The following is a 24,285-nucleotide window of genomic DNA, read 5'->3' on the forward strand; positions in this document are numbered from 1 at the left end:
CCGCGTGCCCACCCGCAGCGGGCGGAACGCGGTGCTTCAAGTCTTACTCAGCGCCCCGTGAGGCGCCTGGCGTTTTCCAGGTGGCCGGTGAGCCGCTCCTGGATGCGCAGGGTCGCCTCGTCGAGCGCCTTGCGGGTCCGCCTTCCGCTGCCGTCGCCCGCCTCGAACGGGTCTCCGAAGACCACGTCGATACGGCTGCGTAGCGCCGGCAGCCCCTTTATCAACCGTCCGGGACGGTCCGTGCTTCCCAGGACGGCCACCGGGACGATCGGCGCACCGCTGCGGACCGCGAAATACGCGAGCCCGGCGCGCAGCGAGGCGAAGTCGCCCTCGCCCCGGGTGCCCTCGGGGAAGATCCCGAGGACGCCGCCCGCGGCGAGGACGTCGAGGGCCTTCGTGATCGCCGTGCGGTCGGCCGTGGACCGGTCGACCTCCAGCTGGCCGATCCCGGTGAGGAACGAGCCGAGCGGTCCGACGAACGCTTCCTTCTTGATCAGGAAGTGCGTGCCGCGCGGCGCCGTGCCCATCACCATGGGCCCGTCCACGTTGTGCGAGTGGTTCACGGCCAGGATGACCGGGCCGCTCGCGGGCACCTTCCAGGCCCCGAGCACGCGCGGCTTCCACAGGCCGTACATGAGCCCGACACCGATCCGCCGGCCGACCTCCGCGCCCCGCCGGGACGGCACGGTCTCGGTCACTTGGTGGCCCGCTTCTCCTCGACGAGCGTGACCACGCACTCGATGACCTGCTGCAGCGTGAGGTCGCTGGTGTCGACCTCGATGGCGTCGTCGGCCTTCGCGAGCGGGGCGACCTTGCGGCCGGAGTCGGCCGCGTCCCGCTTGAGCAGGGCCTCACGGGTGGCGTTCACGTCCGCGCCCTTGAGCTCGCCGCTGCGGCGGGCGGCACGGGCCTCGGGCGAGGCGGTGAGGAAGATCTTCAGGTCGGCGTGCGGCAGGACGGTGGTGCCGATGTCGCGGCCCTCGACGACGATGCCGTGCGGGGCGGCCGCGGCGATGGAGCGCTGCAGCTCGGTGATCCGGGTGCGCACCTCGGGCACGGCGCTGACGGCGCTGACCTTGGAGGTGACGTCCTGCGTACGGATCGGGCCGGCCACGTCGGTGCCGTCGACCGTGATGGTCGGGGCGGACGGGTCGGTGCCCGAGACGATCTCCGGCTTGTCCGCGGCGGCGGCGATGGCGGCCGGGTCCGTGATGTCGATGCCGTTGTGCACCATCCACCAGGTGATGGCCCGGTACTGGGCGCCGGTGTCCAGGTAGCTGAGGCCCAGCTGGGCGGCGACGGCCTTCGAGGTGCTCGACTTGCCCGTGCCGGAGGGTCCGTCGATGGCAACGATCACTGCGGTGGCGGTGGTGTCCACGGGGCTGGGAGCGCCTTTCGTCGGCGGTGGAGTCTGCGGTACGGCGTGAGAACGCCGCCCACCAGGTTACTGGCTCCTGGGACCCCGCTTTCCCGGCGGCCCGGGGCCCTCGCTCACCGGCCCCGGCCCCGCAGGCCGCAGCTCACCGTCCCCGGTCCACGAGCCCGCCCCGCAGGCCGCGGCTCACAGCCCCCGGTCCACAAGCCCGCCCCGCAGGCCGCGGCTCACCGGCACCCGCGCGCGGGCCACGGCTCACCGGCACCCGCGCGCGGGCCACGGCTCACGGGCGCCGCAACGGCGTCCCGCTCTTACTGCCGCAGCGCCCAGCCGCGGTCCCGCAGCGCCCCCGCCAGCGCGGGCGCCACCTTCGGGTCCACGAACAGCTGGACCACACCGGCCTGCTGCCCGGTGGCGTGCTCGATGCGGACGTCCTCGATGTTCACGCCCGCCATGCCCGCGTCCGCGAAGATCCGCGCCAGCTGGCCCGGCTGGTCGGAGATGAGGACGGCGACCGTCTCGTACGCCGTGGGGGCCGAGCCGTGCTTGCCGGGCACCCGTACCTGGCCCGCGTTGCCCCGGCGCAGCACGGTCTCGATGCCGGCCGCGCCGTCCTGCCGCTTGGCCTCGTCGGAGGACTGCAGCGCGCGCAGCGCGGTCACGGTCTCGTCGAGGTCGGCCGAGACCTCCGCGAGGAGGTCGGCGACCGGGCCGGGGTTGGCGGAGAGGATGTCGATCCACATCCGCGGGTCCGAGGCCGCGATCCGCGTGACGTCCCGGATGCCCTGGCCGCACAGCCGTACGGCCGTCTCCTCGGCGTTCTCCAGGCGGGCCGCGACCATGCTGGAGACGAGGTGCGGCATGTGCGAGACGAGCGCGACCGCGCGGTCGTGGGCGTCCGCGTCCATGACGACGGGCACGGCCCGGCACAGGGCGACCAGTTCCAGGGCGAGGTTCAGGACCTCGGTATCGGTGGCACGGGTGGGCGTGAGCACCCACGGCCGGCCCTCGAAGAGGTCGGCGGTGGCCGCGAGCGGTCCGGAGCGCTCCTTGCCGGACATCGGGTGCGTGCCGATGTACGCCGACAGGTCGAGCCCGAGCTCCTCCAGCTCGCGCCGCGGCCCGGCCTTCACGGAGGCGACGTCCAGGTAGGCGCGGGCCGCACCGCGCCGCATGGCGTCGGCGAGGGTCGCGGCCACGTGCGCCGGCGGTACGGCGACGATCGCGAGGTCGACCGGGCCTGCGGGCGGCTCGTCGGTGCCGGCGCCGAGCGCCGCCGCCGTACGGGCCTGCTCGGGGTCGTGGTCGGCCAGGTGCACCGTGACCCCGCGGCTCTGCAGGGCCAGGGCGGCCGAGGTGCCGATGAGTCCGGTGCCGATGACGAGAGCGGTTCTCACTGGGCGATGTCCTTGCGCAGAGCGGCGGCGGCACCGAGGTACACATGGGCGATCTCGGAGCGGGGCTTGTCGGATTCGATGTGGGCGAGGATGCGGACCACCCGCGGCATGGCGCCGGCGATGTCGAGCTCCTGGGCGCAGATCAGCGGGACGTCGGTGATGCCGAGCTTGCGGGCGGCGGCCGCCGGGAAGTCGCTGTGCAGGTCGGGGGTCGCGGTGAACCAGACGCTGATCAGGTCGTCCGCGGTCAGCCCGTTGCGTTCGAGCACCTCGGTCAGCAGCGCGCCGACCTGCTCGTCCATGTGCCCGGCCTCGTCCCGTTCGAGTTGGACCGCGCCCCGGACCGCTCGTACCGCCACCGCTGCTGCTCCTCGCCCTGTGTCCGCCGTACGCCTGCTGACGTGCTGACCTGCTGACGTGCTGACCTGCTGAGGCGTACGCCCGCTCCCGCACTTAGGCCTGCGACCGTCGTACGCCCGTCATCTGCACGTGCTCCGAACAGCCTAGTCAGCGCGGCCGCGGACAGCGCGCGGCGCCCGTCTGCCGAGACGGGCGCCGCGCGGAGGGGAGGGGGTGGCCGGTCGGGGGCCGCGGTGTGGACTAGAGGTTCTGCTGCTTCATGAGCTCGTCGAGCGAGGTCGGCAGCTGGCCGGTCGGCGTCAGCTTGTCGACGACCTGCGGCAGCTGGGCGGCGATCTCGTTGGCCGCCTGCTCCTGGGTGATGCCGTTCTTGTCGGCGACCTCCTGGAGCGTGTCCGTGGGCAGCGCCTCCTGCACCTGGGCGCCGGTCACGGGCTGGTTGTCGCCGGTGCCGACCCAGGAGCCCGTCTGCTCCGTCAGACCGGCCTTGTTGAGGCCTTCGAGGAGGCCCGAGAGCGGGTTGTTGCCGCCCGACTGACCGCCCAGGAAGGACTGCAGCAGCTGGGCCAGGATGTTGCCGCCTCCGCCGCCGGAACCGCCCTGTCCGCCACCGAGGAGGCCGCCGAGGAGGCTGCCGAGATCCGGTCCGCTGTTACCCGCCATGGTCGCGCCTTTCGAGAGTGTGCCGGGGCCCGGCGGGCGTACCGCACGGAGCATCCCACCTAGCGTGGACAGTCCAAATGTCACCCGATCCCCGCACTCCTGCCACTTGGCGCGACCGGGCCGTGGGGCCTTCGGACGGTGGCGGTCCGGGCCCCGGATCACCGCGGCCGGGCGGCGGCGGTGATCCCGTACGCTCCCTCCCCATGCGCCCCGAAGAGCTCGTCCGCGACCACACCGTCTACTCCTGTGTGATGGGCTCACATGCCTTCGGGCTGGCCACGGACTCCAGTGACACCGACCGGCGCGGGGTGTTCCTCGCGCCGACCCCGCTGTTCTGGAGCTTCGAGAAGCCGCCCACGCACGTCGAGGGGCCGCTGGACGAACAGTTCTCCTGGGAGCTGGAGCGCTTCTGCGAGCTGGCCCTGCGCGCCAACCCCAACATCCTGGAGTGCCTGCACTCCCCGCTGGTCGAGCGGATCGACGACACCGGACGTGAACTGCTCGCCCTGCGCGGTGCGTTCCTCTCCCGGCAGGCGTACACGACCTTCACGCGCTACGCGCTCGGCCAGCGCAAGAAGCTGGACGCGGACGTTCGTACGCACGGGGCACCGCGCTGGAAGCACGCGATGCACCTGCTCCGCCTGCTCCACTCCTGCCGCGACCTGCTGCGCACGGGCACGCTCACGATCGACGTGGGCGAGGCCCGCGAGGACCTGCTGGCCGTGAAGCGCGGCGAGGTCCCGTGGCCCGAGGTGGAACGCCGCATGACGGCCCTCGGCGAGCAGGCGGAGACGGCCGCCGCCCACTCCCCGCTCCCGGCCGAGCCCGACAGGGCGGCGGTGGAGGACTTCCTCTTCCGGGTACGGCGCCGCTCGGCCGCGTCTGTGTGACGCCCGCCCTGACCGTCACGCCCCCTTGACGAAGTCGCTCCCCGCCGGGCGACCATGCCGTGTGATCCGTTCCGTGTCGACGCCTCCCGCCATCGAGCGGGGTTCACTCGCGAGCCGCCCGCAACCCCGACTGACCGCCCCCGCGGGCCTGCTGCTGCGCCCGTGGCGGACAGCGGACGCGCCGGCCTTCCTCGCGGCGTACCAGGACGCCGCCATCCGCCGCTGGCACACGCGCCGCCCGGCCGACGAACAGCAGGTCCTCCAGTGGTTCGACGCCTACCGCCAGGACTGGGCTGCCGAGCGCGGCGGGCACTGGGCCGTGGTCGGCGACGACGGGGTGCGCGGCCGGATCGCGCTGCGCGACTGGGACTTCGACGACGGCCTCGCCGAGGTCGCCTACTGGGTGCTGCCGGCAGCCCGCGGCCGCGGGGTGGCCACGCACGCCGTGCAGGCGCTGACCTCATGGGCCGTGGACGAGGCCGGCTTCCACCGGCTGCACCTGGACCACTCGACCCGTAACCACGCCTCCTGCAGGGTCGCCACCAAGTGCGGCTACGAACTGGAGGGCACCAAGCGCAGCGCCGCCGTCCACGACGACGGCAGGCACGACATGCACCTGCACGCCCGCATCCGCAGCGCCTGAACACAAGCCGCCGCCTGCGCTCCCCGCTCCGGCGAGCTCACAGCTCACGCATCCCACAAAGCCCCAAGCCCCACCAACTCACTCCGATACTCGATCCGGTCCGCCCACGCGGCGGGCCAGCACCCCGCGCCCAGGTGGGCGCCGGCGAACGCGCCCGCCAGGCAGGCGATCGAGTCCGAGTCGCCGGAGGTCACCGCCGCCCGGCGGAGTGCCGTGACCGGCTCGTCGGGGAACATCAGGAAGCACAGCAGGCCCGTGGCGAAGGCCTCTTCGGCGATCCAGCCCTCGCCCGTCGCGAGACACGGATCGGTCTCCTCGTTCACCGAGCGCACCGCCTCCGCGAGCCGCGCCAGGATCTCCAGGCACTCGTCCCAGCCGCGCGCGATGAAGTGCTCGGGGGACGGGTCCTGCGCGCGGGTCCACAGGTCGCCGAGCCAGCGCTCGTGGTACGTGGTGCGGTTCTCGAGGGCGTACGAGCGCAGCAGCCCGGTCAGCGCCATCGGGTCCGCGCCCTGGGCCAGCAGGTGGACGGCACGGGCCGTGAGGTCGGAGGCCGCGAGCGCCGTCGGGTGGCCGTGCGTGAGCGCGGACTGCAACTGGGCGGCGCCCGCCCGCTGTTCCTCGCTGAGGCCGGGCACGAGCCCGATCGGTGCCACCCGCATGTTTGCCCCGCAGCCCTTCGAGCCCACCTGGCTCGCCTCCTGCCAGGGCCGCTCGCCGTCCAGGAGCCGGCAGGCGACCATGCAGGTGCGTCCGGGGGCGCGGTTGTTCTCGGGCGAGTGGTACCACTCCACGAACTCCGGCCGTACGGCGTGCTCCATCCGCTGGGGACCGAGCAGCCCGCGGTCCATGGCGGTGCGCAGGCCGCGGCCGAGGGCGAGGGTCATCTGGGTGTCGTCGGTGACGATCGCCGGCCGCGGCAGTTCCAGGGCGCGCCAAGGGCCGTACGAGGAAAGGATCGTCGGCACGTTCTTGAACTCGGTGGGGAAGCCGAGGGCGTCCCCGAGCGCGAGCCCGATGAGCGAGCCCGTCGCCGCCTGCTTCGTGTGCCCGTTGCTCGCGGACTGCCGGGGCGTGTTCGTGAGCGGTGTGTTCGTGCGGGGCGTGTCCGTCGGCGCCGTGTTCGCGGGCGTCGGGTCCGTCGGCGGCAGGTTCGTCGGTGTGGTCATCGGGAGCGTCCTTCCGGTGAGGTGGGTCGCAGAAGCGGGGGGTGGAGGGTCGCCGCGGTGCCCGCCCGGTAGAGGGCGGCGGGTTTGCCGCGGCCGCCGGTCAGCCGCGCACCCCCGGGCACCGGCTCCACGAACCCGGGCGTCGCGAGCACCTTGCGCCGGAAGTTGGGCCGGTCGAGGCCCGTCCCCCACACCGTCTCGTAGACCTGCTGCAACTCGCCGAGCGTGAACTCGGGCGGGCAGAAGGAGGTCGCGAGGCAGCTGTACTCGAGCTTCGCGCCGATCCGGTCGTGTGCGTCGGCGAGGATCCGGTCGTGGTCGAAGGCCAGCGCCCCGACGGCACGGAACGGCCGCCACTGCGCCTGCGCCGCGTCCCCGCCGCCGCGCGGCTCGGGCAGATCGGGCCCGAGCGCGGCGAAGGCGACGGACACGACGCGCATCCGGGGGTCGCGCTCGGGTTCGCTGTAGGTCCGCAGTTGTTCGAGGTGCAGTCCGGAGACGTCGGACAGGCCGGTCTCCTCGGCGAGTTCGCGCCGCGCGGCCGTCTCCGCCGATTCGCGCGGCAGCACGAAACCGCCGGGCAGCGCCCACCTCCCGGCGTACGGCTCCTGGCCGCGCTCGACGAGCAGCACCTGCAGGTCGCCGTCGCGCACGGTGAACACCGCGAGGTCGACGGTGACGGCGAACGGGGTGAAGGCATGAGGGTCGTAGCCCTGCGGCGCCCGTGGGTTCATCGCTTCTCCGGGAGCGGGTCGGTGAACTGCCAGCCGGCACCGAGCAGGGCGTCGACGGCGGCCACGGCGTCGGCGAGGCGCTTGTCGTGTGCCCCGGTCAGGACGCGGAAGTCCCTTCCGGTACGGGCCAGTTCGGCGCGGAAGCGTCCGGTCATCCAGGGGCGCAGCTCCTCCCCCTCACGCAGCCCGTCGTCCTCGAAGGCCACACCTTCGTGGTCGGTGAGCAGCCACAGGTGCTGGCCGGCGGGCTCGGGTTCGGCGGGGTACGGGCGGCCGCCCATGTACCGCTCGTGCCAGATGGTGGTGGCGAAGGCGTCGGTGTCGCAGAAGAGCACCGGCGAGCCGGTCCGCGCGGCCGCGTCCTCGCGCCGCCGCTGCTCGCGGGCGATGACCGGGAACTCCTCGGAGGAGAAGGTCACTTCACCCCAGTCCGCGTCCGGCCGCTCGGCCCGCAGCGCGGCCAGCTTCTGCTCGCTGTACTCGCGTCCGTACTCGTCCACGCACCGCGTGGAGGCCCAGACGCCGCCGCGGGCCCGGTAGTGCTCGGTGAGCGCGCGGGCCATGGTCGTGGTGCCGGTGGACTCCGCCCCGAGCACCACGACCCGGCGCGCGAGCGCGGCCCGTACCGGCTCGGCGAGGAACTCCCAGTTCCCCACGGGGTCCTTGCGCACGGCCGTCCCCGACACGGGGAATCGGGACCGCTCGGCGTCCACGCACACATGCCGCGCCCCGAACCGCCGCGCCAGCTCGTCCCCGTACGCCTCCGAGGTGAACACCGCGTCGACGCGCTCGGGCACGGCCCCGCGGAAGACGGCCATGTGCGCGGCCCACACGTCGGGGTCGTTCAGGTCCATCGGGATGTCGTCCACGGCACCGATCACCCGTACGTCCGGATGCACCTCCCGCATCCACGCCAGCCGCTCGTCGAGGGGCACGGACTCCACGGAGGCCGCGCACACGAGCACGGTCAGCCGCTCGCACCGCGCCGCCGCCTCCCGTACGAGGTGGTGGTGGCCGGCGTGCGGCGGATAGAACTTGCCGAGGACGAGCCCGTGTTCGAAGCGCTCACCCACGCCCTCACCGTCCCGTGCCCTCGTCCCGAAACCGTCCCGCGCGCTCATGCCGCCATCACCGCCTCGCGTGCCACGAGGTCGCGGCGCCAGTTGCGCAGTCCGAGCACACACAGCGTCATGAAGCCGACGTACAGGAGCGAGGTCAGGTACAGCTCCTTGTACGCGTACAGCGGGATGTAGACCACGTCCGCCGCGATCCACAGCCACCAGGACTCCAGCCGCTTGCGGCACTGCCCGTACGTGGCCATCAGGGACAGGGCGGTGGTCAGCGCGTCCCAGATCGGGACCGTGGAGTCGGTGGCCCGGTCCAGGAGGAGCGTGATCGCCACGGTCCCCACCACCCCTGCCGCGCCCAGCCACATCCATTCGGTGCGGGTCGTACGCCGCACCGGAAGGGACTCGGCGGAGCCCGGGCCACCCCCGTGGGCCCAGGTCCACCAGCCGTACACGGCAAGGGTGATGAAGACGATCTGGAGGCCGGCGTCGGCGTACAGGCCGGCCTGCGTGAACAGGAGGATGAAGAACAGGTTGTTCGCGATGCCGATCGGCCAGTTCGCGAGGTGCTGCCGCGCCACCAGCCACACGCACAGCGCCCCGCTGCCGAAGCCGAGCACCTCGGTCCAAGTGACCGGGGTGTCGAGCAGCGTGAACAACGGCTGCCGCAAGGGGTCGAGCCACTCCGCGAGACTCACGCCCGCCTCCTTAATAGTCATCACGACTATAAAGAGACGGGCACGGAATCACAAGGCACTTCGGCGTACGGACCGCGGAAACGACGCGCGGCCGGCTCAGACCCGGGTGCCCGCCCGCTCGGCCGGACGCTCCCCCGGCGCATACGGCGCCCTCGGCTCCCCCGGCGCATACGGAGGCTTCGGCTCCGGCGGTGCCTTCGGCGGCACGAGCAGCAGCGACGAACGGCCGGTCGCCGTACCGGCCGGCGGCGCCAAAAGGAAGCGGCCGGGCCCGGAGAACTCCGGACCCGGCCGACAGCCGTGCCAGTCATGCCACAGGGCCTACAGATCGACCTCGCGCATCAGCATCCCCACCTCGGTGTTGCTGAGGCGGCGCAGCCAGCCCGACTTCTGGTCGCCCAGGCCGATCGGGCCGAAGTGGGTGCGGACCAGCTTCTCGACCGGGAAGCCCGCCTCGGCGAGCATGCGGCGCACGATGTGCTTGCGGCCCTCGTGCAGCGTGACCTCGACCAGGTAGTTCTTGCCGGTCTGCTGCACGACCCGGAAGTGGTCGGCGCGGGCGTACCCGTCCTCCAGCTGGATGCCGTCCTTGAGGATCCGGCCGATCTCGCGGGGCAGCGGCCCGGTGATGGCCGCGAGGTAGGTCTTCTTCACGCCGTAGCGCGGGTGCGTGAGGCGGTGGGCCAGCTCACCGTGGTTGGTGAGCAGGATGATGCCCTCGGTCTCGGTGTCGAGCCGGCCCACGTGGAACAGCCGCGTCTCGCGGTTGGTCACGTAATCGCCCAGGCACTGCCGCCCGTCCGGGTCCTCCATGGTGGAGACGACGCCGGCCGGCTTGTTCAGGGCGAAGAACTGGTACGACTGCGTGGCCACGGTCAGACCGTCGACCTTGATCTCGTCCTTCTCGGGGTCCACACGCAGACCCTGCTCCAGGACGATCTCGCCGTTGACCTCGACCCGGGCCTGCTCGATCAGCTCCTCGCAGGCGCGCCGCGAGCCGTAGCCGGCGCGCGCGAGCACCTTCTGCAGGCGCTCGCCCTCCTGCTCGGCGCCCGGGAAGGTCTTGGGCAGCTTGAGGTCCTTCTTGCCCGCGTACCGCTCCCGGTTGCGCTCCTCCTGGCGCGTCTCGTACTCCCGGGAGTAGCCGCGCTCGCTACGCCCGCCGCGGCCCTGCGAGGTACGCGGTCCGCCCTTGGCGCCGCCGCGCGCGGACGCGCCACGACCGCTGCGCGCACCCGCGCTGCCGTCGCCGGGGCTCACGTCGTAGCGACGCTCCTCGGGGCGCGGCTTGCGCGGACGGCCCGCGCCGCCGCCCTGTCCGCCGCCCTGCCGGTCGTCGCGGTTGTTGCCGGCGCCGCGGTAGTTCCCGCGGCCGCCGCTCTTGCCACTGCTACGGCCACCGCTGTTGCCACCACGGCTCCCGCCGTTGTTTCCGCTGTTCCTGCCGTTGCTACGCATCAAAGTTCCGTCTTGTCGTCATCGTCGGTATCCGGTGCATCCGGATCGAACGACGGGACTCCTTCCAACGTGTCGGCCTCGATCGCCTCCGCCTCGGGCAGGAAGGGCGCGAGCTCCGGGAGCTCGTCCAGGCCGCGCAGGCCCATCCGCTCCAGGAAGTAGTTCGTCGTCCTGTACAGGATCGCACCTGTTTCGGGTTCCGCGCCCGCCTCCTCGACCAGACCCCGCTGGAGCAGGGTCCGCATGACGCCGTCGCAGTTCACTCCGCGTACCGCCGATACCCGGGAACGGCTGACCGGCTGCCGGTACGCGACCACGGCGAGCGTCTCCAGGGCCGCCTGGGTGAGCCGGGCCTGCTGGCCGTCCAGGACGAAGCGCTCCACGGCCGCGGCGTACTCGGGGCGGGTGTAGAACCGCCAGCCGCCGGCGATCAGGCGCAGCTCGAAGCCGCGGCCCTGCACCGTGTACTCGTCGGCCAGCTCCCGCAGGGCGTCGGCGATCTTGCGCCGCGACCGGTCGAGGATCTTGGCGAGGTGCTCCTCGGTGACGGGCTCGTCGACGACCATGAGCACCGCTTCGAGCGCGGGCTTCAGTTCGAGCCCGGCGACGTCGAGCAGCCCGGCGGGGGCCTCCTGGCTCTCTTCTGCGGCTGGGGTGCTCACACCTTCTCCTTGCTCTCGGCCTTGTCGTCGGGCAGCTCGGGCGCCCGGTCGAACTCGTCCGTGACCAGCGACTCGGCCCCGTCCTCACCGGTCCAGCGCACCATCAGCTCGCCGAGCGCCTCGTCCTGGTCCAGGGCCACCGCCTTCTCGCGGTAGAGCTCGAGGAGCGACAGGAAGCGGGCCACGACGGTCAGGGTGTCGTCGGTGTCCGCGACGAGCTCGCGGAAGCTCGCCCGGCCCGCCTCGCGCAGCCGGGCCACCACGATGCCCGCCTGCTCCTGCACGGACACGAGCGGCGCGTGGATGTGCTCCACGTACACCTGCGGCTTGGGCTTGGGCTGCATCGCCTTCACGGCGAGCTTCGCGAAACCCTCGGCGCCGATGCTGATGACCACCTCGGGCAGCAGCTCGGCGTGGTGCGGTTCGAGGCCGACGGTCCGCGGATAACGGCGCGCCTCGTCGTCGAGCCGGCCGCTGAAGATGTCGGCGATCTGCTTGTACGCGCGGTACTGGAGCAGCCGCGCGAACAGCAGGTCGCGGGCTTCGAGCAGCGCCAGGTCGGCCTCGTCCTCCACCTCGGCGGCCGGCAGCAGCCGCGCGGCCTTGAGGTCGAGCAGCGTCGCGGCGACGACCAGGAACTCGGTCGTCTGATCCAGGTCCCAGTCACTGCCCAGGCCCCGGATGTACGTCATGAACTCATCGGTGACCTTCGACAGCGCGACCTCGGTGACGTCGAGCTTGTGCTTGGAGATGAGCTGGAGCAGAAGGTCGAAGGGACCCTCGAAGTTGGCGAGCCGCACCTTGAACTTGCCGTCGTCGGGGGCGGGTTCGCTGCCGTCGGAGGCGGATCCACCGCCGTCGTGCGTGTCTGGCGCGTCTTGGGCGTGATCGGCGTCCTGCGCGTCCTCGACGACCGTAGGCTCCGGCTCCGGCTCCGGCTCCGGCTCCGGCTCCGGCTCCGGCTCCGGGCCAGGATCGGCCGCCTCCACGGACGGAGCCACCTCATCGTCCGCGGGGAGCGCGGGCGCCGCCTCGACGACAGGCACCGGCTCGACGACAGGAACCGGCTCAGGAACCGCCTCAGGACCCGGCGGGTTCTCGACCGCCGGCCCGGCCCCCGGCCCCCGCCCCAGCAGGCGACGGCCACGGCGGGACGGCGGGGCGGTCGGGTCGTCGGTCATCGTCGTCCAAGGTCAGACAGGAAACGGGGGCGGGCCCGCGAGGGCACCCCGCAGGCTACCGCCCCGGTGTACGGCGCCCGCGGACGCCGTACCGGAAACTCACCGGCCCCGCAGCCGCCGCACGAGAATGCTCGCGTCGCCGCGCGACTCCAGGTCGGCGAGCACCACCGCGACCGCCTCGCGCACGATCCGCCCGCGGTCCACCGCGAGCCCGTGCTCGCCGCGCAGCACGAGGCGCGCGTGCTCCAGGTCCATCAGCTCCTCGGCGGAGACGTACACGGTGATCTTCTCGTCGTGCCGCTCACGGCCGCTGGGCCGCCGCGCCGCACGCCCGCGCTTGCGGGCCGCGGAGGCAGCCGGCTTGGCCGCACCCGAACTCTCCGCACCGGCGGGCCGCTTGGCCCGCGGCGCCTGTGCGGCGGGCTGCTCCTCCTCGGTCCTGGCCCGCGAGGCCTCGCCCGACTCCGCGTCGGCTGCCGTGTGTTCGGCCTCGTCCGCGGCGGCACCGGAGGCAGCGGCCGCCGCGTCGCTCTCACCGGCGGGCGCGGGCACCCGCGCCTCACCGTTCGCCTGCTTGCGCGGAGAGGACGCCTGGAGCGCCATCCCCCCGGTCGTACGGAACAGTTCGTCGGCCCCGGGCAGACTCACTCGGCGTGACACCGGGCGAGCACCTCCCTGGCGAGCTGGCGGTAGGCGGCCGCACCAACGGAGTTGGAGGCGTACGTGGTGATCGGCTCACCGGCGACCGTGGTCTCCGGGAAGCGGACCGTGCGCCCGATGACCGTGTGGTAGACGTGATCGTCGAAGGCCTCGACGACGCGCGCGAGCACCTCACGGCTGTGCACCGTGCGGGAGTCGTACATCGTCGCGAGGATGCCGTCCAACTCCAGGTCGGGGTTGAGACGTTCCTGCACCTTCTCGATCGTCTCGGTGAGCAGCGCGACACCGCGCAGGGCGAAGAACTCGCACTCGAGCGGCACGATCACCTTGTGCGCGGCAGTAAGCGCGTTCACGGTCAGCAGGCCGAGGGACGGCTGACAGTCGATCACGATGTAGTCGTAGTCCTGCATCAGCGGCTTGAGCGCACGCTGGAGCGTGGACTCGCGCGCGACCTCGCTCACCAACTGCACTTCGGCGGCGGACAGGTCGATGTTGCTGGGCAGCAGGTCCATGTTGGGCACTGCGGTCTTCAGGAGCACCTCGTCGGCCGCCATGCCCCGCTCCATGAGCAGGTTGTAGACGGTGAGGTCGAGCTCCATCGGGTTGACACCGAGACCGACCGACAGGGCACCCTGCGGGTCGAAGTCGACGAGCAGCACGCGGCGTCCGTACTCCGCGAGCGCGGCACCCAGGTTGATGGTCGACGTGGTCTTGCCGACGCCGCCCTTCTGGTTGCACATCGCGATGATCTTCGCGGGCCCGTGGTCCGTCAGCGGACCCGGGATCGGGAAGTACGGCAGCGGACGCCCCGTCGGGCCGATGCGCTCCCGGCGCTGGCGGGCAGCGTCCGGGGCCAGCGTGGCCGCGTATTCGGGGTCGGGCTCGTACTCGGCGTCGGGGTCGTAGAAGTGACCCTCGGGCAGTTCGTCGTAGTCGGCGAAATGCGTCGGGGTCTCACCACTCCGGTCGCCGGCCATGGCGTTCACTTGATGGCCATCCATGCTCTGGTGGGCGTTCAGCGTCTGCGTGGGGGCGATGCGCTGTGTGTTCTGCCGCTCCGCGAAAGTGCGTACCGCGACTGAGCCGACAGCGCCGGCGGCTTCGAACCCCGAGGGGCCCGATCCCTGCGCAGGCATTCCTGGTTGGCCACCCCCGGGAGTAAATGTCGACTCATTCACAAGTCGTCTTACCTCCTTGGGTGACCAGGAACATTTATCGATAGGTCAGCGTGACACCATGCCGACGGTTGGCGACTCTATGGCGTGTCACCGGTCCGCAGCAACACAATCCGCCGGACCCGGCCCGATGTGTCGGCAATGGAACAGCAGCCTGTCAAGGGTGGACCCGCCCCGTACAGGGACCAGTCCGCGGGTTTCACGGGTGTGCGAAACGGTTAAACAGTTACGTTCGAGGCGAGTTGAGCGTCTCTCGCAAAGTGACCGGATCCACAGCAGGAACGCGGACGGCCGGACCTTGCGAACAAGGTCCGGCCGTCTGCGTCGGGTTGACGCGTGGCGTTGACCGACCGACCGACAGGAGTGGTCAGTTCACGCGAAAAAGCGTCCGGATCAGCCGAGGAGCGTGCTCAGCTCGACGTGCTCCATGCCGTGCGCCTCGGCCACGGGACCGTAGACGACCTGGCCCTCGTGGGTGTTGAGGCCCAGCGCGAGCGCGGGGTCGCGGCGCAGCGCCTCCACCCAGCCGTGGTTGGCGAGTTCGACGATGTACGGAAGCGTCGCGTTGGTGAGCGCGTACGTCGAGGTGTTCGGGACGGCGCCCGGCATGTTGGCCACGCAGTAGAAGACCGAGTCGTGGACCTTGAAGGTCGGCTCGGCGTGCGTGGTCGGGTGCGAGTCCTCGAAGCAGCCGCCCTGGTCGATCGCAATGTCGACAAGAACACTTCCGGGCTTCATCCGGGACACCAGCTCGTTGGTGACCAGCTTCGGCGCCTTGGCACCGGGAATGAGCACGGCACCGATGACGAGGTCGGCGTCGAGGACGGCCTTCTCGAGCTCGAAGGCGTTGGACATGATCGCGCGCACCTTGGTGCCGAAGATCTTGTCGGCCTCGCGCAGCTTGTTGACGTCCTTGTCGAGCAGCGTGACGTGGAAGCCGAGACCGACGGCGATCTGCGTGGCGTTCCAGCCGGAGACGCCGGCGCCGATGACGACGGCCTTGCCGGGGTGGGTGCCGGGCACGCCGCCGGGCAGGACACCGCGGCCGCCGGCCGGGGCCATCAGGTGGTAGGCGCCGACCTGCGGGGCCAGGCGGCCCGCGACCTCGGACATCGGGGCGAGCAGCGGCAGGGCGCGGTTCGCGGTCTCGACGGTCTCGTACGCGATCGCCGTGGTGCCGGACTCCAGGAGCGCGTCGGTGCACTCCTTGGAGGCGGCCAGGTGCAGGTAGGTGAAGAGCGTCTGGTCCTTGCGGAGGCGGTGGTACTCCTCGGCGATCGGCTCCTTGACCTTCAGGAGCAGATCGGCGGTGGCCCAGACCTCGTCGGCGGTCGGCAGGATCGTCGCGCCCGCGGAGACGTACTCCTCGTTGGAGATCGAGGAGCCGACACCGGCGTCGTGCTCGATGAAGACCTGGTGGCCGTGGCGCACGAGCTCATGCACGCCGGCGGGGGTGATCGCCACCCGGAACTCGTTGTTCTTGACCTCGCGGGGGATGCCGACCTTCATCGTCGATCACGGTCCTTGGCTCAGGGAAATACACGGGCATAGACACACGAACCCGAATGCAGAGAGCGCAACGGGCGTAGGCCGCAGAAGTAGGCGGCGAAGCCAGTCTAATGAAGGATGACGCGCTGTCTAGCCTTTGAAAGCTTCAATCTGATCTGGATGCACTACGGATTTCGTAGGCCATCGGCTCCGACTACCCACACACCACCGGACTACTGCGCTCCGTGGAGCTCTTCTCCCAGCATGCGCTCCGCCGCGGCCCTGTGCAGTCCGGCCGCCGCACTGTCGCCGAGCCGGTCGAGGGTGTCCGCGAGCCGCACCTGGAGCGCGGCCTGCAGCCGTACGTCCTCGGCCTTGCGCGCCCACTCCACGGCCTCCTGGCAGGTGCGCAGCGACTCCTCGGGGCGCCCCGCGTACTCCTGCACCCGGGCCATCTCGCTCAGGGCCCGCGCATACGCCGGGACATCGGCGAGCTTGCGGTGCCCGGCCGCCGCCGAGCGCCAGTTGCGCAGCGCCTCCCCGTACTGCCCCGCGTACGTGTGCGCGGTGCCCAGCCGCCCGTACAGGCGGGCCGCCTCGGCGCGCTCGCCGCGCGCGAGCCGCTGGGTGAGGGCGCGGCCGAACCAGTCGGCGGCCCGGTACCAGTCCCCCAGCTCCTGGTAGGCCCCGCCGATGGACTCCATCGCACGCCCGGAGGCGTACGGGTCCGCTGCGGCCCGTGCCGTGTCGAGCGCGGCGCGGTAGCGGGCCAGCGCCTCCTGGGTACGGCCGGTCCGGGCGTCGAGATCGGCGAGGTTCAGGAGCGCGGCGGCCTTCTCGCGGGGCAGGTCACGCCGCTCGGCCACGTCGAGGACCAGGCCGTGGATTCCGTACAGCTCGGGAGCCGCCGCCTCGGTGCCCCGGTGGGCGACCAGAGCGCGGGTGAGCGCGGCCATCAACCGCCGTGCGAGCGTGTCGAGTTCACCGTCGGCTACCGCGAGCCGGGCCGAGGCCAGCAGCGCAGGCTGGCGGAGGCTCAGCCACTGCGCAGCGGCCGCCGGGTTCGGAAACCGCAGCGCACGCGGCAGTCCGGCCAGCTTCTTGCGCGCGGGAGAACCGTCCGGCTCGGTCACGGCCCGGCAGGACTGGAGCAGCCGTACGGTCCGCTCCAGCATCCGGGCCCGGGCCAGCTGCACCTCGGCGGGCCGGTCCTGGACCTCGGTGAGCGCCTTCAGGAGCGGGTGCAGGGCGCCGGGCACCTCGTACTGCTCGCGGACGGCGTCGGCGGGGCGCAGCAGCCCGAGCCCGACGAAGTCCTCGAGGGTGGTGCGCGCGGCCGAGACCGAGCAGCCGGCGAGCGCGGAGGCGGTGTGCGCGTCGGCGAGGCCGGCGGGCGCGAGGGACAGCAGTCGCAGTATCCGGGCGGCCGGGGAGGGCAGCGACTCGTAGACGAAGCGGAAGACGCGCGCGAGCGGGTCCTTGGTCCCGGTCTCGTCCTCGGGCACGTTGCGCAGCGCCTTGCCCAGCTCGGCGACGGAGGCCTTGGGGCGGGCGGCGAGCCAGCCGCCGGCGAGGACCAGGGCGGCGGGCTGGTGGGCGCAGAGTTCGGCGAGTGACTCTGCGGCGCGCGGGTCCACGGTGATGCGCACCGAGCCCGTGGAGCAGCTCAGGAGCTCCAGGGCGGACTTGGTGTCGAGCCCGCCGAGCGTGCAGGGCCGCACATCGGCGATCCCTGTGAGCGGGCCTTCGGAGGTGGCGACGACCAGGCACTCCGGCGAGTCCGGCAGCAGCGGCTCCACCTGCTCGGCATCCGCCGCGCCGTCCAGGATCAGAAGCACTCTCCGTACGGAAAGGGCCGTGCGCAGCGACGCGGCGAGGTCGTCCTCGGCGGCGCCGGGCGGGGTCGGGAAGTCGAGGGCGCCGAGCAGCTCACGCGCGGTGCGCTCGGTGGGGACGCGGGTGCCGTCGGGCTCGGTCAGGCCGGCGCGCAGCACGCCGTCCGGGTAGCGGTCCTTGATCTGACCCGCGAGCTCCTCGGCGAGCGCGGTGCGCCCGGAGCCCGGGCGGCCCGCGATCAGGAGGACACGGGCGCGGGGCGGCTTCTTGCCGGCGAGGGTGTCGAGCCCGGTGCGCTCGATGTCGGCGCGCAGCTCCTTCAACTCCCGCTGCCGGCCGACGAATTCATGACGGCCGCGCACCGGGTCCCCCTCGGTCCCCTCGGCCCGTACCGACGCCGTGTGGGTGTCCACCGCCTGATCCGTCACGGGTCATGCTCCCGTCCAGCCGCACCGCCACGGCCGCGGCTGCGGCCGGGGAAGAGACGGCGCACCAGGTCAGTCTCCGGTGCGTTCCGTCGTCGTCGAGCGTAGTTCACGCATCGTGACGGAAGCCGGTGAGCGCGGCGGACAGATCCCTCGATCGGATCAGCCGATGGTCACACCGGAGGGGCCGGATGGGCCGACGGCTCCCTCAGGCCTCGACCGACGGCTCCCTCAGGCCTCGAAGGGACGGGCGGGCCAGGGCGCCTCGGCGGGGCGCAGCGCGTCCAGGCCGTCGCCCTGCTGCGCGGCGATCAGCGAAAGCACGCCCACGACCAGGCAGTTGTTCTGGAGCTCGCCGGCGAGCACGCCGCGCACGAGCTCGTCGAGCGGCACCCGCCTGAGCTCCATGTCGGCCTCCTCCTCGGCCACTTCGAAGCGCTTGCCCTCGGCCTCGGAGAGATCGCGTGCGAGGAACACGCGTACGGCTTCGTCGCTGCCGCCCGGCGTCGTGTAGACGTCGGCGAGCACCCGCCAGTCCTCGGCCTTGACGTGCGCCTCCTCGTAGAGCTCGCGCTGCGCGGCGTGCAGCGGGTTCTCGCCGGGGACGTCGAGGAGCCCGGCGGGGATCTCCCAGAGCTTGCGGCGCACGGGGTGGCGGTACTGGCGGATCACCAGCACGCGGCCGAGGTCGTCGAGGGCGACCACCGCCACCGAGCCGGGGTGCACCTGGTAGTCGCGGCGCGCGACGGACCCGTCGGGCATCTCCACGTCGTCGGTGCGGACGCTGGTCTTCTTGCCGGCGAAGGGGGTGGCGGAGGCCGTGATCCGCCATTCCTCGGCGGTGTCCTTGATCGTCATCCGTACGCCTCCCACGAGCCCGGACCGCCGACGGCGGCACGCAAACAGAAACCGGGGTACGGCTCTCGCGTGCGAGATCCGTACCCCGGCAACCGTATCGCCTGGAGTCCGCGGACTACTTACCGGACTTGGCCCCGGTCTTGCGCTCGACGGCGGCCTTCACCAGGCCCGCGAACAGCGGGTGCGGGCGGGTCGGGCGGGAGCGCAGCTCCGGGTGCGCCTGGGTCGCGACCAGGTACGGGTGCACCTCGCGCGGGTACTCGACGTACTCGACGAGCTTGTTGTCCGGGGAGGTGCCGGAGAACAGGATGCCCGCCTTCTTCTCGAGGTCGGCGCGGTAGGCGTTGTTGACCTCGTAGCGGTGGCGGTGGCGCTCCTCGACGTACTCCTTGCCGCCGTACACCTCGCGCACGATGGAGCCCTCGGCGAGCTTCGCCGGGTACATGCCCAGGCGCATGGTGCCGCCCATGTCGCCCTCGCCGGCGACGATGTCGAGCTGCTCGGCCATCGTGGAGATGACCGGGTGCGCGGTGGAGGAGTCGAACTCGGTGGAGTTGGCGTCCGGGATGTCGGCCAGGTTGCGCGCGGCCTCGATCACGATGCACTGCAGGCCCAGGCAGAGGCCGAGCAGCGGGATCTTGTGCTCACGGGCGTACGTGATGGCGCCGACCTTGCCGTTCACCCCGCGGTCGCCGAAGCCGCCGGGGATGCAGATCGCGTCCACGTCGCCGAGCTGCTTGGCGGCGCCGGCCGGGGTCTTGCAGTCGTCCGAGGTGACCCACTTGATCTTCACGCGGGCCTTGTTGGCGAAGCCGCCCGCGCGCAGCGCCTCGGTGACCGAGAGGTAGGCGTCGGGCAGGTCGATGTACTTGCCGACCAGCGCGATGGTGATCTCGTGGTTCGGGTTGTGGACGCGGTCGAGCAGGTCGTCCCACTGGGTCCAGTTCACGTCGCGGAACGGGAGGTCCAGCTTGCGGACGACGTAGGCGTCGAGGCCCTCGGTGTGCAGCACCTTCGGGATGTCGTAGATCGACTTGGCGTCGATGGCGGCGACCACGGCGGCCTCGTCGACATCGCACATCAGCGAGATCTTGCGCTTGATGGACGCCGGGACGTCGCGGTCGGCGCGCAGCACGATCGCGTCCGGCTGGATACCGATGTTGCGCAGCGCGGCGACGCTGTGCTGGGTCGGCTTGGTCTTCAGCTCGCCGGAGGGGCCGATGTAGGGCAGCAGCGAGATGTGCACGACGAAGACGTTGTCCCGGCCGACCTCGTGGCGGACCTGGCGGACGGTCTCCAGGAACGGCAGCGACTCGATGTCGCCGACGGTGCCGCCGACCTCGGTGATGACCACGTCGACGTCGTCGGTGGCCATGCGGCGGATGCGGTGCTTGATCTCGTTGGTGATGTGCGGGATGACCTGCACGGTGTCGCCGAGGTACTCGCCGCGGCGCTCCTTGGCGATCACCGTCGAGTAGACCTGGCCGGTGGTGACGTTGGCCGAGCCGTCGAGGTCGACGTCGAGGAAGCGCTCGTAGTGGCCGATGTCCAGGTCGGTCTCGGCGCCGTCGTTGGTGACGAACACCTCACCGTGCTGGAACGGGTTCATCGTGCCCGGGTCGACGTTCAGGTACGGGTCGAGCTTCTGCATCGTGACGCGAAGGCCACGGGCCTTCAGCAGCGCACCCAGGCTGGAGGCCGTGAGGCCCTTGCCGAGGGAGGAGGCGACACCCCCGGTGACGAAGATGTGCTTGGTCGTCGTGGCTTTGGGCGGCATGGCCAAGAGGGGGCTCCCGTGGTCGCGAGGTGGGGTGCGTACCGGCTTCCCAGGTTCTCTCCGTCAGATGCCGGAGGGGGTGCCGTCGCTGCGGTTCGGGGGCCCTGACTGCTCGCAGCCGACCACCGGTCCACGGGCTACCAGGGTATCAGCGACACGGGGAGCCTGCTTCCGGCCACCCCGCACGCGGCACCGCACCACCCCCGGAGGGCCACATTCCGTGGCCGCGGGTTGACGCGACGTATACGACATTGCGGACGTCACCCATTCGGCCGTAGCGCTTTGCGACCTCCCCGGGCCCGATCACTAGGGTGCGCGTATCCTGCTCGGAATACGCTGCGAGCCGGCCGGCACAAGGCACCATCCCGCCGCTCCCGGACCCAAGAGCTCGTCAACGACCCTTGACTGCAACGCAAGCGCCCCGAGAGGGCGGAAGTGGCCGTTCGACTGGAGAAAGCACGTGGCCGGGCGCATCGAGGACTACGCACTTATCGGAGACATGCAGACCGCTGCCCTGGTCTGCAGGGACGGCTCGCTGGACTGGCTGTGTCTCCCCCGTTTCGACTCGCACGCGGTGTTCGCGGGTTTGCTGGGAACCGAGGACCACGGTTTCTGGCGGCTCGGGCCCGCGTACGGGACGGACGACAAGCCACCGGCGGCCGACCGCCGTACCTACCGCGGTGATTCGCTGATCCTGGAGTCCGAGTGGGACACCCCGCGCGGCACCGTCAGGGTCACCGACTTCATGCCGCCGCGCGACGGCGCACCCCAGGTGATCCGGATCGTGGAGGGCGTGAGCGGCCGGGTGCCGATGCGCTCGGCGCTCAGGATGCGCTTCTCGTACGGGCGGATCACGCCGTGGGTGCACAAGGTGGACGGGCGCACCGTGGCGGTGGCGGGCCCCGACTCCGTGTGGCTGGACACCCCGGCCGAGACGTACGGCAAGAACCTGACGACGTACTCGGACTTCACGGTCGGTCCCGGTGACCGGATCGCGTTCACGATCAGCTGGCAGCCCTCGCACAAGGAGCCGCCGTCGCTGCCGGAGCCGGAGGCCTCCCTGGAGGCGACCAGCGAGTTCTGGCGCGAGTGGGTGGAGCACTGCACGTATCACGGGCCCTACCGCGAGGCCGTGATCCGCTCGCTGATCACGCTCAAGGCGCTGACGTACGCGCCGACCGGCGGGATCGTGGCCGCGCCCACCACCTCGCTGCCCGAGGACATCGGCGGCGGCCGCAACTGGGACTACCGCTTCACCTGGCTGCGCGACGCCGCCATCACGCTGTCGTCGCTGCTGCGCACCGGCTACCGCGAGGAGGCCCGCGCCTGGCGCGAGTGGCTGCTCCGCGCGGTCGCGGGCGACCCGGAGAACCTCCAGATCATGTACGGGATCGCCGGTGAACGCGAGCTCGGCGAGAGCGAGTTGGACTGGCTGCCGGGGTACGAGAACTCGCAGCCGGTGCGGGTCGGCAACGGCGCCGCGCACCAGTTGCAGCTCGACGTCTACGGCGAGGTCACCGAGGCGCTGCACCTCGCGCACATGACGGGCCTCGCGCGCAACGACTACGCCTCGCTGCTCCAGCTGAAGCTGATCCGCTACCTGGAGACGCACTGGGACCAGCCCGACGAGGGCATCTGGGAAGTGCGCGGCCCGCGGCGGCATTTCGTGCACTCCAAGGTCATGGCGTGGGTGGCCGTGGACCGCACCATCAAGCTGATCGAGTCCGGTGACGCGGACGGTCCGCTGGAGCGGTGGCGCGAGCTGCGCGACGACATCCACCGGGACGTGTGCGAGAAGGGCTACGACCCGGAGCGGAACACCTTCACGCAGTCGTACGGCTCCAAGGAGCTGGACGCCTCCCTGCTCCTCATCCCGCAGGTGGGCTTCCTGCCGCCGGACGACAAGCGGGTCGTGGGCACCATCGAGGCGATCCAGCGGGAGCTGTCCACGGAGGACGGCTTCGTGCTGCGCTACCCGACCTCCGGTGACGACGCGGGCGTGGACGGGCTGGAGGGCGACGAAGGGGCCTTCCTCGCCTGCTCGTTCTGGCTCGCGGACGACCTCGCGATGATCGGCCGGGTCGACGAGGCACGCGAACTCTTCGAGAAGCTGCTCTCGCTCCGCAACGACCTCGGACTGCTCGCGGAGGAGTGGGACCCGCGGTTGCAGCGCCAAGTCGGCAACTTCCCGCAGGCGTTCAGCCACGTGCCGCTGATCGACACGGCGCTGCGGCTGACGGCTTCGGGGGCCTACGGGGGTTAGTTCCCCCTCTTCCTCAAGTGCCGGGAACCTTTCGGGCGATGCGTCACTCCTGGCCTGCCGACGCGGAATCGACAGCGGTCCGCGCGGGCGAGAGGGACGCATCGTGGTTTCTACGACGGGATCGACCCCGGAGCACGGCACGGCGGTGTCCGGGCGGACCATGCCGTACGACAAAGGAGCCGCGCACCGGTGGGTGCGGGTGCGCGGTGTTCGGCTGCACCTCGCGGAGTACGGCTCCGGTGCACCGCTCCTGCTGCTGCACGGCTTTCCGCAGCACTGGTACGGCTGGCGCAAGGTGGCCGCGCTGCTTGCCGCCGAGCACCGGCTGATCGTGCCGGATCTGCGGGGCTTCGGCTGGTCGGAGCGGACGCGGCGCGGCTATGACACGCAAACGCTGGCCGAGGACATGCTCGCGCTGCTCGACGCCCTCGGTCTGGAGCGGGTGGGGCTCGTGGGGCACAGCTGGGGAGCGCAGGTCGGGTTCCGGCTGTGCCTGCGTGCTCCCGAGCGGTTCACCGGCTATCTGGCGCTGAACATGACCCACCCCTGGCCGCGGCACCGGGCCGTCGTGCCCAATCTGTGGCGGATGTGGTTCACCGCGTTCGTCGAGTACCCGGTGCTCGGGCGCCTGGTGCTGCGGCACTGGCCCGGCTTCACCCGCTTCCTGCTGCGGCACCAGGTAGGCGATCCGGCTCTCTGGCAGGAGGCGGAGCTGCGGGAGTTCACGGCTGCGGCGCAGGAGAGCGCCCGGGCCGGGCAGGCGATGTTCTGGCAGTACGTGCTGCGGGATGTGCCCCGGATGGTGCGGGGTTCCTGGCGGCGGCACCGGCTGACCGTGCCCACGGTGTTGCTCGGGGGCGCGAAGGATCCGGTGATCGCGCCGTCCATGCTGGCGGGCGGGGAGACCAGGTCGGACGATCTGACGGTGCGGCTTGTGTCCGGGGCCGGGCATCATCTGCCGCAGGAGCGGCCCGAGGAGGTCGCGGAGGCTGCGAGGAAGCTGTTCTCCCTCGGTTAGTCGGCAGGGGGCCTCAGGCGTGCCCGCTGCTCCACGGCGCGTACGAAAGCCCGTGCACGCCGCCGGCCGAGCAGCGTTGTGTACGCCCGCTGGACCGGGCGCAGGGCGAACGGACGCGTGGTGCCGAGCATGGCGAAACGGGTGCCGTCCCCCTCACGTACGGCTGCCATGCCGCCGACGACCAGGCCGGACTGCATCAGGCACCAACCGGGAGCGAGCCGCACCTCGAAGGTGTCGCGGGTGCCGAGGGGGCCCACCGCGAGGGCCGTCTTGCGGTCGCTGTCCCCCGGCGGCACCCTGAACTCCCGCAACAGCGGGATGAGATACGGGAGTTCGCCCGAAAGGTCCGAGGCGACCGCCCACACCTGCTCGTACGGCAGGGCGATCCGCTCCTCGGCGTACAGGGCGGCACCGAGGCCCGCGGCCATGACGCGCAGCCGCGCCACGGGATCCGTGCTCATGCCGGCCTGCCTTCCTGGATGCGTTCG

General features: G+C 71.7%; 23 protein-coding genes. 4 read left to right on the forward strand and 19 right to left on the reverse strand.

The genetic code is table 11. The features are described 5' to 3' along the window. Window positions 1-47: 47 nt before the first annotated feature. From BLT97_RS11840 to BLT97_RS11860, 5 genes are all read right to left on the reverse strand, one after another. Entirely contained in the window at window positions 48-698 is a 651-nt protein-coding gene (locus BLT97_RS11840; protein ID WP_176953730.1) for a lysophospholipid acyltransferase family protein, read from the reverse strand. Continuing rightward, entirely contained in the window at window positions 695-1,378 is a 684-nt protein-coding gene (gene cmk / locus BLT97_RS11845) for a (d)CMP kinase (RefSeq protein WP_093608932.1), read from the reverse strand. The genes BLT97_RS11840 and cmk overlap by 4 nt, the downstream gene beginning before the upstream one ends. Window positions 1,379-1,686: 308 nt before the next feature. Then, complete coding sequence (locus BLT97_RS11850; RefSeq protein ID WP_093608934.1) at window positions 1,687-2,772, reverse strand: prephenate dehydrogenase; 1,086 nt, start codon at window positions 2,770-2,772, stop codon at window positions 1,687-1,689. Beyond that, on the reverse strand, window positions 2,769-3,131 hold the full coding sequence (gene aroH / locus BLT97_RS11855) for a chorismate mutase (RefSeq protein ID WP_093608936.1): 363 nt from the start codon (window positions 3,129-3,131) through the stop codon (window positions 2,769-2,771). Before aroH ends, BLT97_RS11850 begins: the two co-directional genes overlap by 4 nt. A 241-nt stretch (window positions 3,132-3,372) precedes the next feature. Next, window positions 3,373-3,795, reverse strand: a complete 423-nt coding sequence (locus BLT97_RS11860) for a YidB family protein (protein ID WP_093608938.1) — start codon at window positions 3,793-3,795, stop codon at window positions 3,373-3,375. Between the two features lie 203 nt (window positions 3,796-3,998). On the opposite strand from BLT97_RS11860, the gene BLT97_RS11865 reads away from it, so the two are divergent. Continuing rightward, on the forward strand, window positions 3,999-4,685 hold the full coding sequence (locus tag BLT97_RS11865) for a nucleotidyltransferase domain-containing protein (RefSeq protein WP_093608940.1): 687 nt from the start codon (window positions 3,999-4,001) through the stop codon (window positions 4,683-4,685). A gap of 61 nt (window positions 4,686-4,746) precedes the next feature. Further along, window positions 4,747-5,328, forward strand: coding sequence for a GNAT family N-acetyltransferase (locus BLT97_RS11870; protein ID WP_093608942.1), 582 nt, complete (start codon window positions 4,747-4,749; stop codon window positions 5,326-5,328). A 44-nt stretch (window positions 5,329-5,372) separates the two neighbouring features. Here the strand turns inward: BLT97_RS11870 and BLT97_RS11875 are convergent, their stop codons facing one another. From BLT97_RS11875 to BLT97_RS11935, 13 genes are all read right to left on the reverse strand, one after another. After that, window positions 5,373-6,497, reverse strand: coding sequence for an ADP-ribosylglycohydrolase family protein (locus tag BLT97_RS11875; protein WP_093608944.1), 1,125 nt, complete (start codon window positions 6,495-6,497; stop codon window positions 5,373-5,375). Then, on the reverse strand, window positions 6,494-7,231 hold the full coding sequence (locus BLT97_RS11880; RefSeq protein WP_093608946.1) for an NUDIX hydrolase: 738 nt from the start codon (window positions 7,229-7,231) through the stop codon (window positions 6,494-6,496). Before BLT97_RS11880 ends, BLT97_RS11875 begins: the two co-directional genes overlap by 4 nt. After that, the gene (locus BLT97_RS11885; RefSeq protein ID WP_245769261.1) at window positions 7,228-8,304 is read right to left on the reverse strand and encodes an AAA family ATPase; all 1,077 of its coding nucleotides are present in this window, start codon (window positions 8,302-8,304) and stop codon (window positions 7,228-7,230) included. Before BLT97_RS11885 ends, BLT97_RS11880 begins: the two co-directional genes overlap by 4 nt. Window positions 8,305-8,348: 44 nt before the next feature. Continuing rightward, window positions 8,349-8,996 (reverse strand): nicotinamide riboside transporter PnuC, encoded by a 648-nt coding sequence (pnuC, locus tag BLT97_RS11890; RefSeq protein ID WP_093608950.1) that lies wholly within the window; start codon window positions 8,994-8,996, stop codon window positions 8,349-8,351. Between the two features lie 321 nt (window positions 8,997-9,317). Then, window positions 9,318-10,457, reverse strand: a complete 1,140-nt coding sequence (locus tag BLT97_RS11895) for a pseudouridine synthase (RefSeq protein WP_093608952.1) — start codon at window positions 10,455-10,457, stop codon at window positions 9,318-9,320. Further along, window positions 10,454-11,020, reverse strand: coding sequence for an SMC-Scp complex subunit ScpB (gene scpB, locus BLT97_RS11900; RefSeq protein ID WP_245769277.1), 567 nt, complete (start codon window positions 11,018-11,020; stop codon window positions 10,454-10,456). The genes BLT97_RS11895 and scpB overlap by 4 nt, the downstream gene beginning before the upstream one ends. A gap of 92 nt (window positions 11,021-11,112) precedes the next feature. Continuing rightward, entirely contained in the window at window positions 11,113-12,297 is a 1,185-nt protein-coding gene (locus tag BLT97_RS11905) for a segregation and condensation protein A (RefSeq protein WP_093608956.1), read from the reverse strand. A 99-nt stretch (window positions 12,298-12,396) separates the two neighbouring features. Beyond that, entirely contained in the window at window positions 12,397-12,957 is a 561-nt protein-coding gene (locus BLT97_RS11910; protein ID WP_093608958.1) for a hypothetical protein, read from the reverse strand. Next, complete coding sequence (locus BLT97_RS11915; protein WP_093608960.1) at window positions 12,942-14,093, reverse strand: ParA family protein; 1,152 nt, start codon at window positions 14,091-14,093, stop codon at window positions 12,942-12,944. The genes BLT97_RS11910 and BLT97_RS11915 overlap by 16 nt, the downstream gene beginning before the upstream one ends. A gap of 432 nt (window positions 14,094-14,525) precedes the next feature. Beyond that, complete coding sequence (ald, locus tag BLT97_RS11920) at window positions 14,526-15,641, reverse strand: alanine dehydrogenase (protein WP_093608962.1); 1,116 nt, start codon at window positions 15,639-15,641, stop codon at window positions 14,526-14,528. Between the two features lie 212 nt (window positions 15,642-15,853). Beyond that, the gene (locus BLT97_RS11925; RefSeq protein ID WP_093608964.1) at window positions 15,854-17,884 is read right to left on the reverse strand and encodes a tetratricopeptide repeat protein; all 2,031 of its coding nucleotides are present in this window, start codon (window positions 17,882-17,884) and stop codon (window positions 15,854-15,856) included. 228 nt (window positions 17,885-18,112) lie between these two features. Then, complete coding sequence (locus tag BLT97_RS11930; protein WP_093608966.1) at window positions 18,113-18,739, reverse strand: NUDIX domain-containing protein; 627 nt, start codon at window positions 18,737-18,739, stop codon at window positions 18,113-18,115. Window positions 18,740-18,854: 115 nt separating this feature from the next. Then, entirely contained in the window at window positions 18,855-20,516 is a 1,662-nt protein-coding gene (locus BLT97_RS11935) for a CTP synthase (protein ID WP_093608968.1), read from the reverse strand. A gap of 460 nt (window positions 20,517-20,976) precedes the next feature. On the opposite strand from BLT97_RS11935, the gene BLT97_RS11940 reads away from it, so the two are divergent. Both BLT97_RS11940 and BLT97_RS11945 read left to right on the forward strand, forming a co-directional pair. After that, on the forward strand, window positions 20,977-22,779 hold the full coding sequence (locus BLT97_RS11940) for a glycoside hydrolase family 15 protein (protein WP_093608970.1): 1,803 nt from the start codon (window positions 20,977-20,979) through the stop codon (window positions 22,777-22,779). Between the two features lie 103 nt (window positions 22,780-22,882). Beyond that, window positions 22,883-23,797: an alpha/beta fold hydrolase gene (locus BLT97_RS11945; RefSeq protein ID WP_143041329.1), complete on the forward strand. Its 915-nt coding sequence runs from the start codon at window positions 22,883-22,885 to the stop codon at window positions 23,795-23,797. On the opposite strand, the gene BLT97_RS11950 is transcribed toward BLT97_RS11945, so the two are convergent. Further along, complete coding sequence (locus BLT97_RS11950) at window positions 23,794-24,258, reverse strand: hypothetical protein (protein ID WP_093608974.1); 465 nt, start codon at window positions 24,256-24,258, stop codon at window positions 23,794-23,796. The genes BLT97_RS11945 and BLT97_RS11950 overlap by 4 nt on opposite strands. Window positions 24,259-24,285 lie beyond the last annotated feature (27 nt).

The organism is Streptomyces indicus (assembly GCF_900100315.1).
Classification (GTDB): Bacteria; Actinomycetota; Actinomycetes; order Streptomycetales; family Streptomycetaceae; genus Streptomyces; species Streptomyces indicus.

Coding starts and splice junctions, on each gene's coding strand:
- BLT97_RS11865 (WP_093608940.1), top strand. CDS start 3,999: ATGCGCCCCGAAGAGCTCGTCCGCGACCACACCGTCTACTCCTGTGTG.
- BLT97_RS11905 (WP_093608956.1), bottom strand. CDS start 12,297: ATGACCGACGACCCGACCGCCCCGCCGTCCCGCCGTGGCCGTCGCCTG.
- BLT97_RS11950 (WP_093608974.1), bottom strand. CDS start 24,258: ATGAGCACGGATCCCGTGGCGCGGCTGCGCGTCATGGCCGCGGGCCTC.
- ald (WP_093608962.1), bottom strand. CDS start 15,641: ATGAAGGTCGGCATCCCCCGCGAGGTCAAGAACAACGAGTTCCGGGTG.
- BLT97_RS11935 (WP_093608968.1), bottom strand. CDS start 20,516: ATGCCGCCCAAAGCCACGACGACCAAGCACATCTTCGTCACCGGGGGT.
- scpB (WP_245769277.1), bottom strand. CDS start 11,020: ATGGTCGTCGACGAGCCCGTCACCGAGGAGCACCTCGCCAAGATCCTC.
- BLT97_RS11880 (WP_093608946.1), bottom strand. CDS start 7,231: ATGAACCCACGGGCGCCGCAGGGCTACGACCCTCATGCCTTCACCCCG.
- BLT97_RS11930 (WP_093608966.1), bottom strand. CDS start 18,739: ATGACGATCAAGGACACCGCCGAGGAATGGCGGATCACGGCCTCCGCC.
- BLT97_RS11915 (WP_093608960.1), bottom strand. CDS start 14,093: ATGCCTGCGCAGGGATCGGGCCCCTCGGGGTTCGAAGCCGCCGGCGCT.
- BLT97_RS11875 (WP_093608944.1), bottom strand. CDS start 6,497: ATGACCACACCGACGAACCTGCCGCCGACGGACCCGACGCCCGCGAAC.
- BLT97_RS11860 (WP_093608938.1), bottom strand. CDS start 3,795: ATGGCGGGTAACAGCGGACCGGATCTCGGCAGCCTCCTCGGCGGCCTC.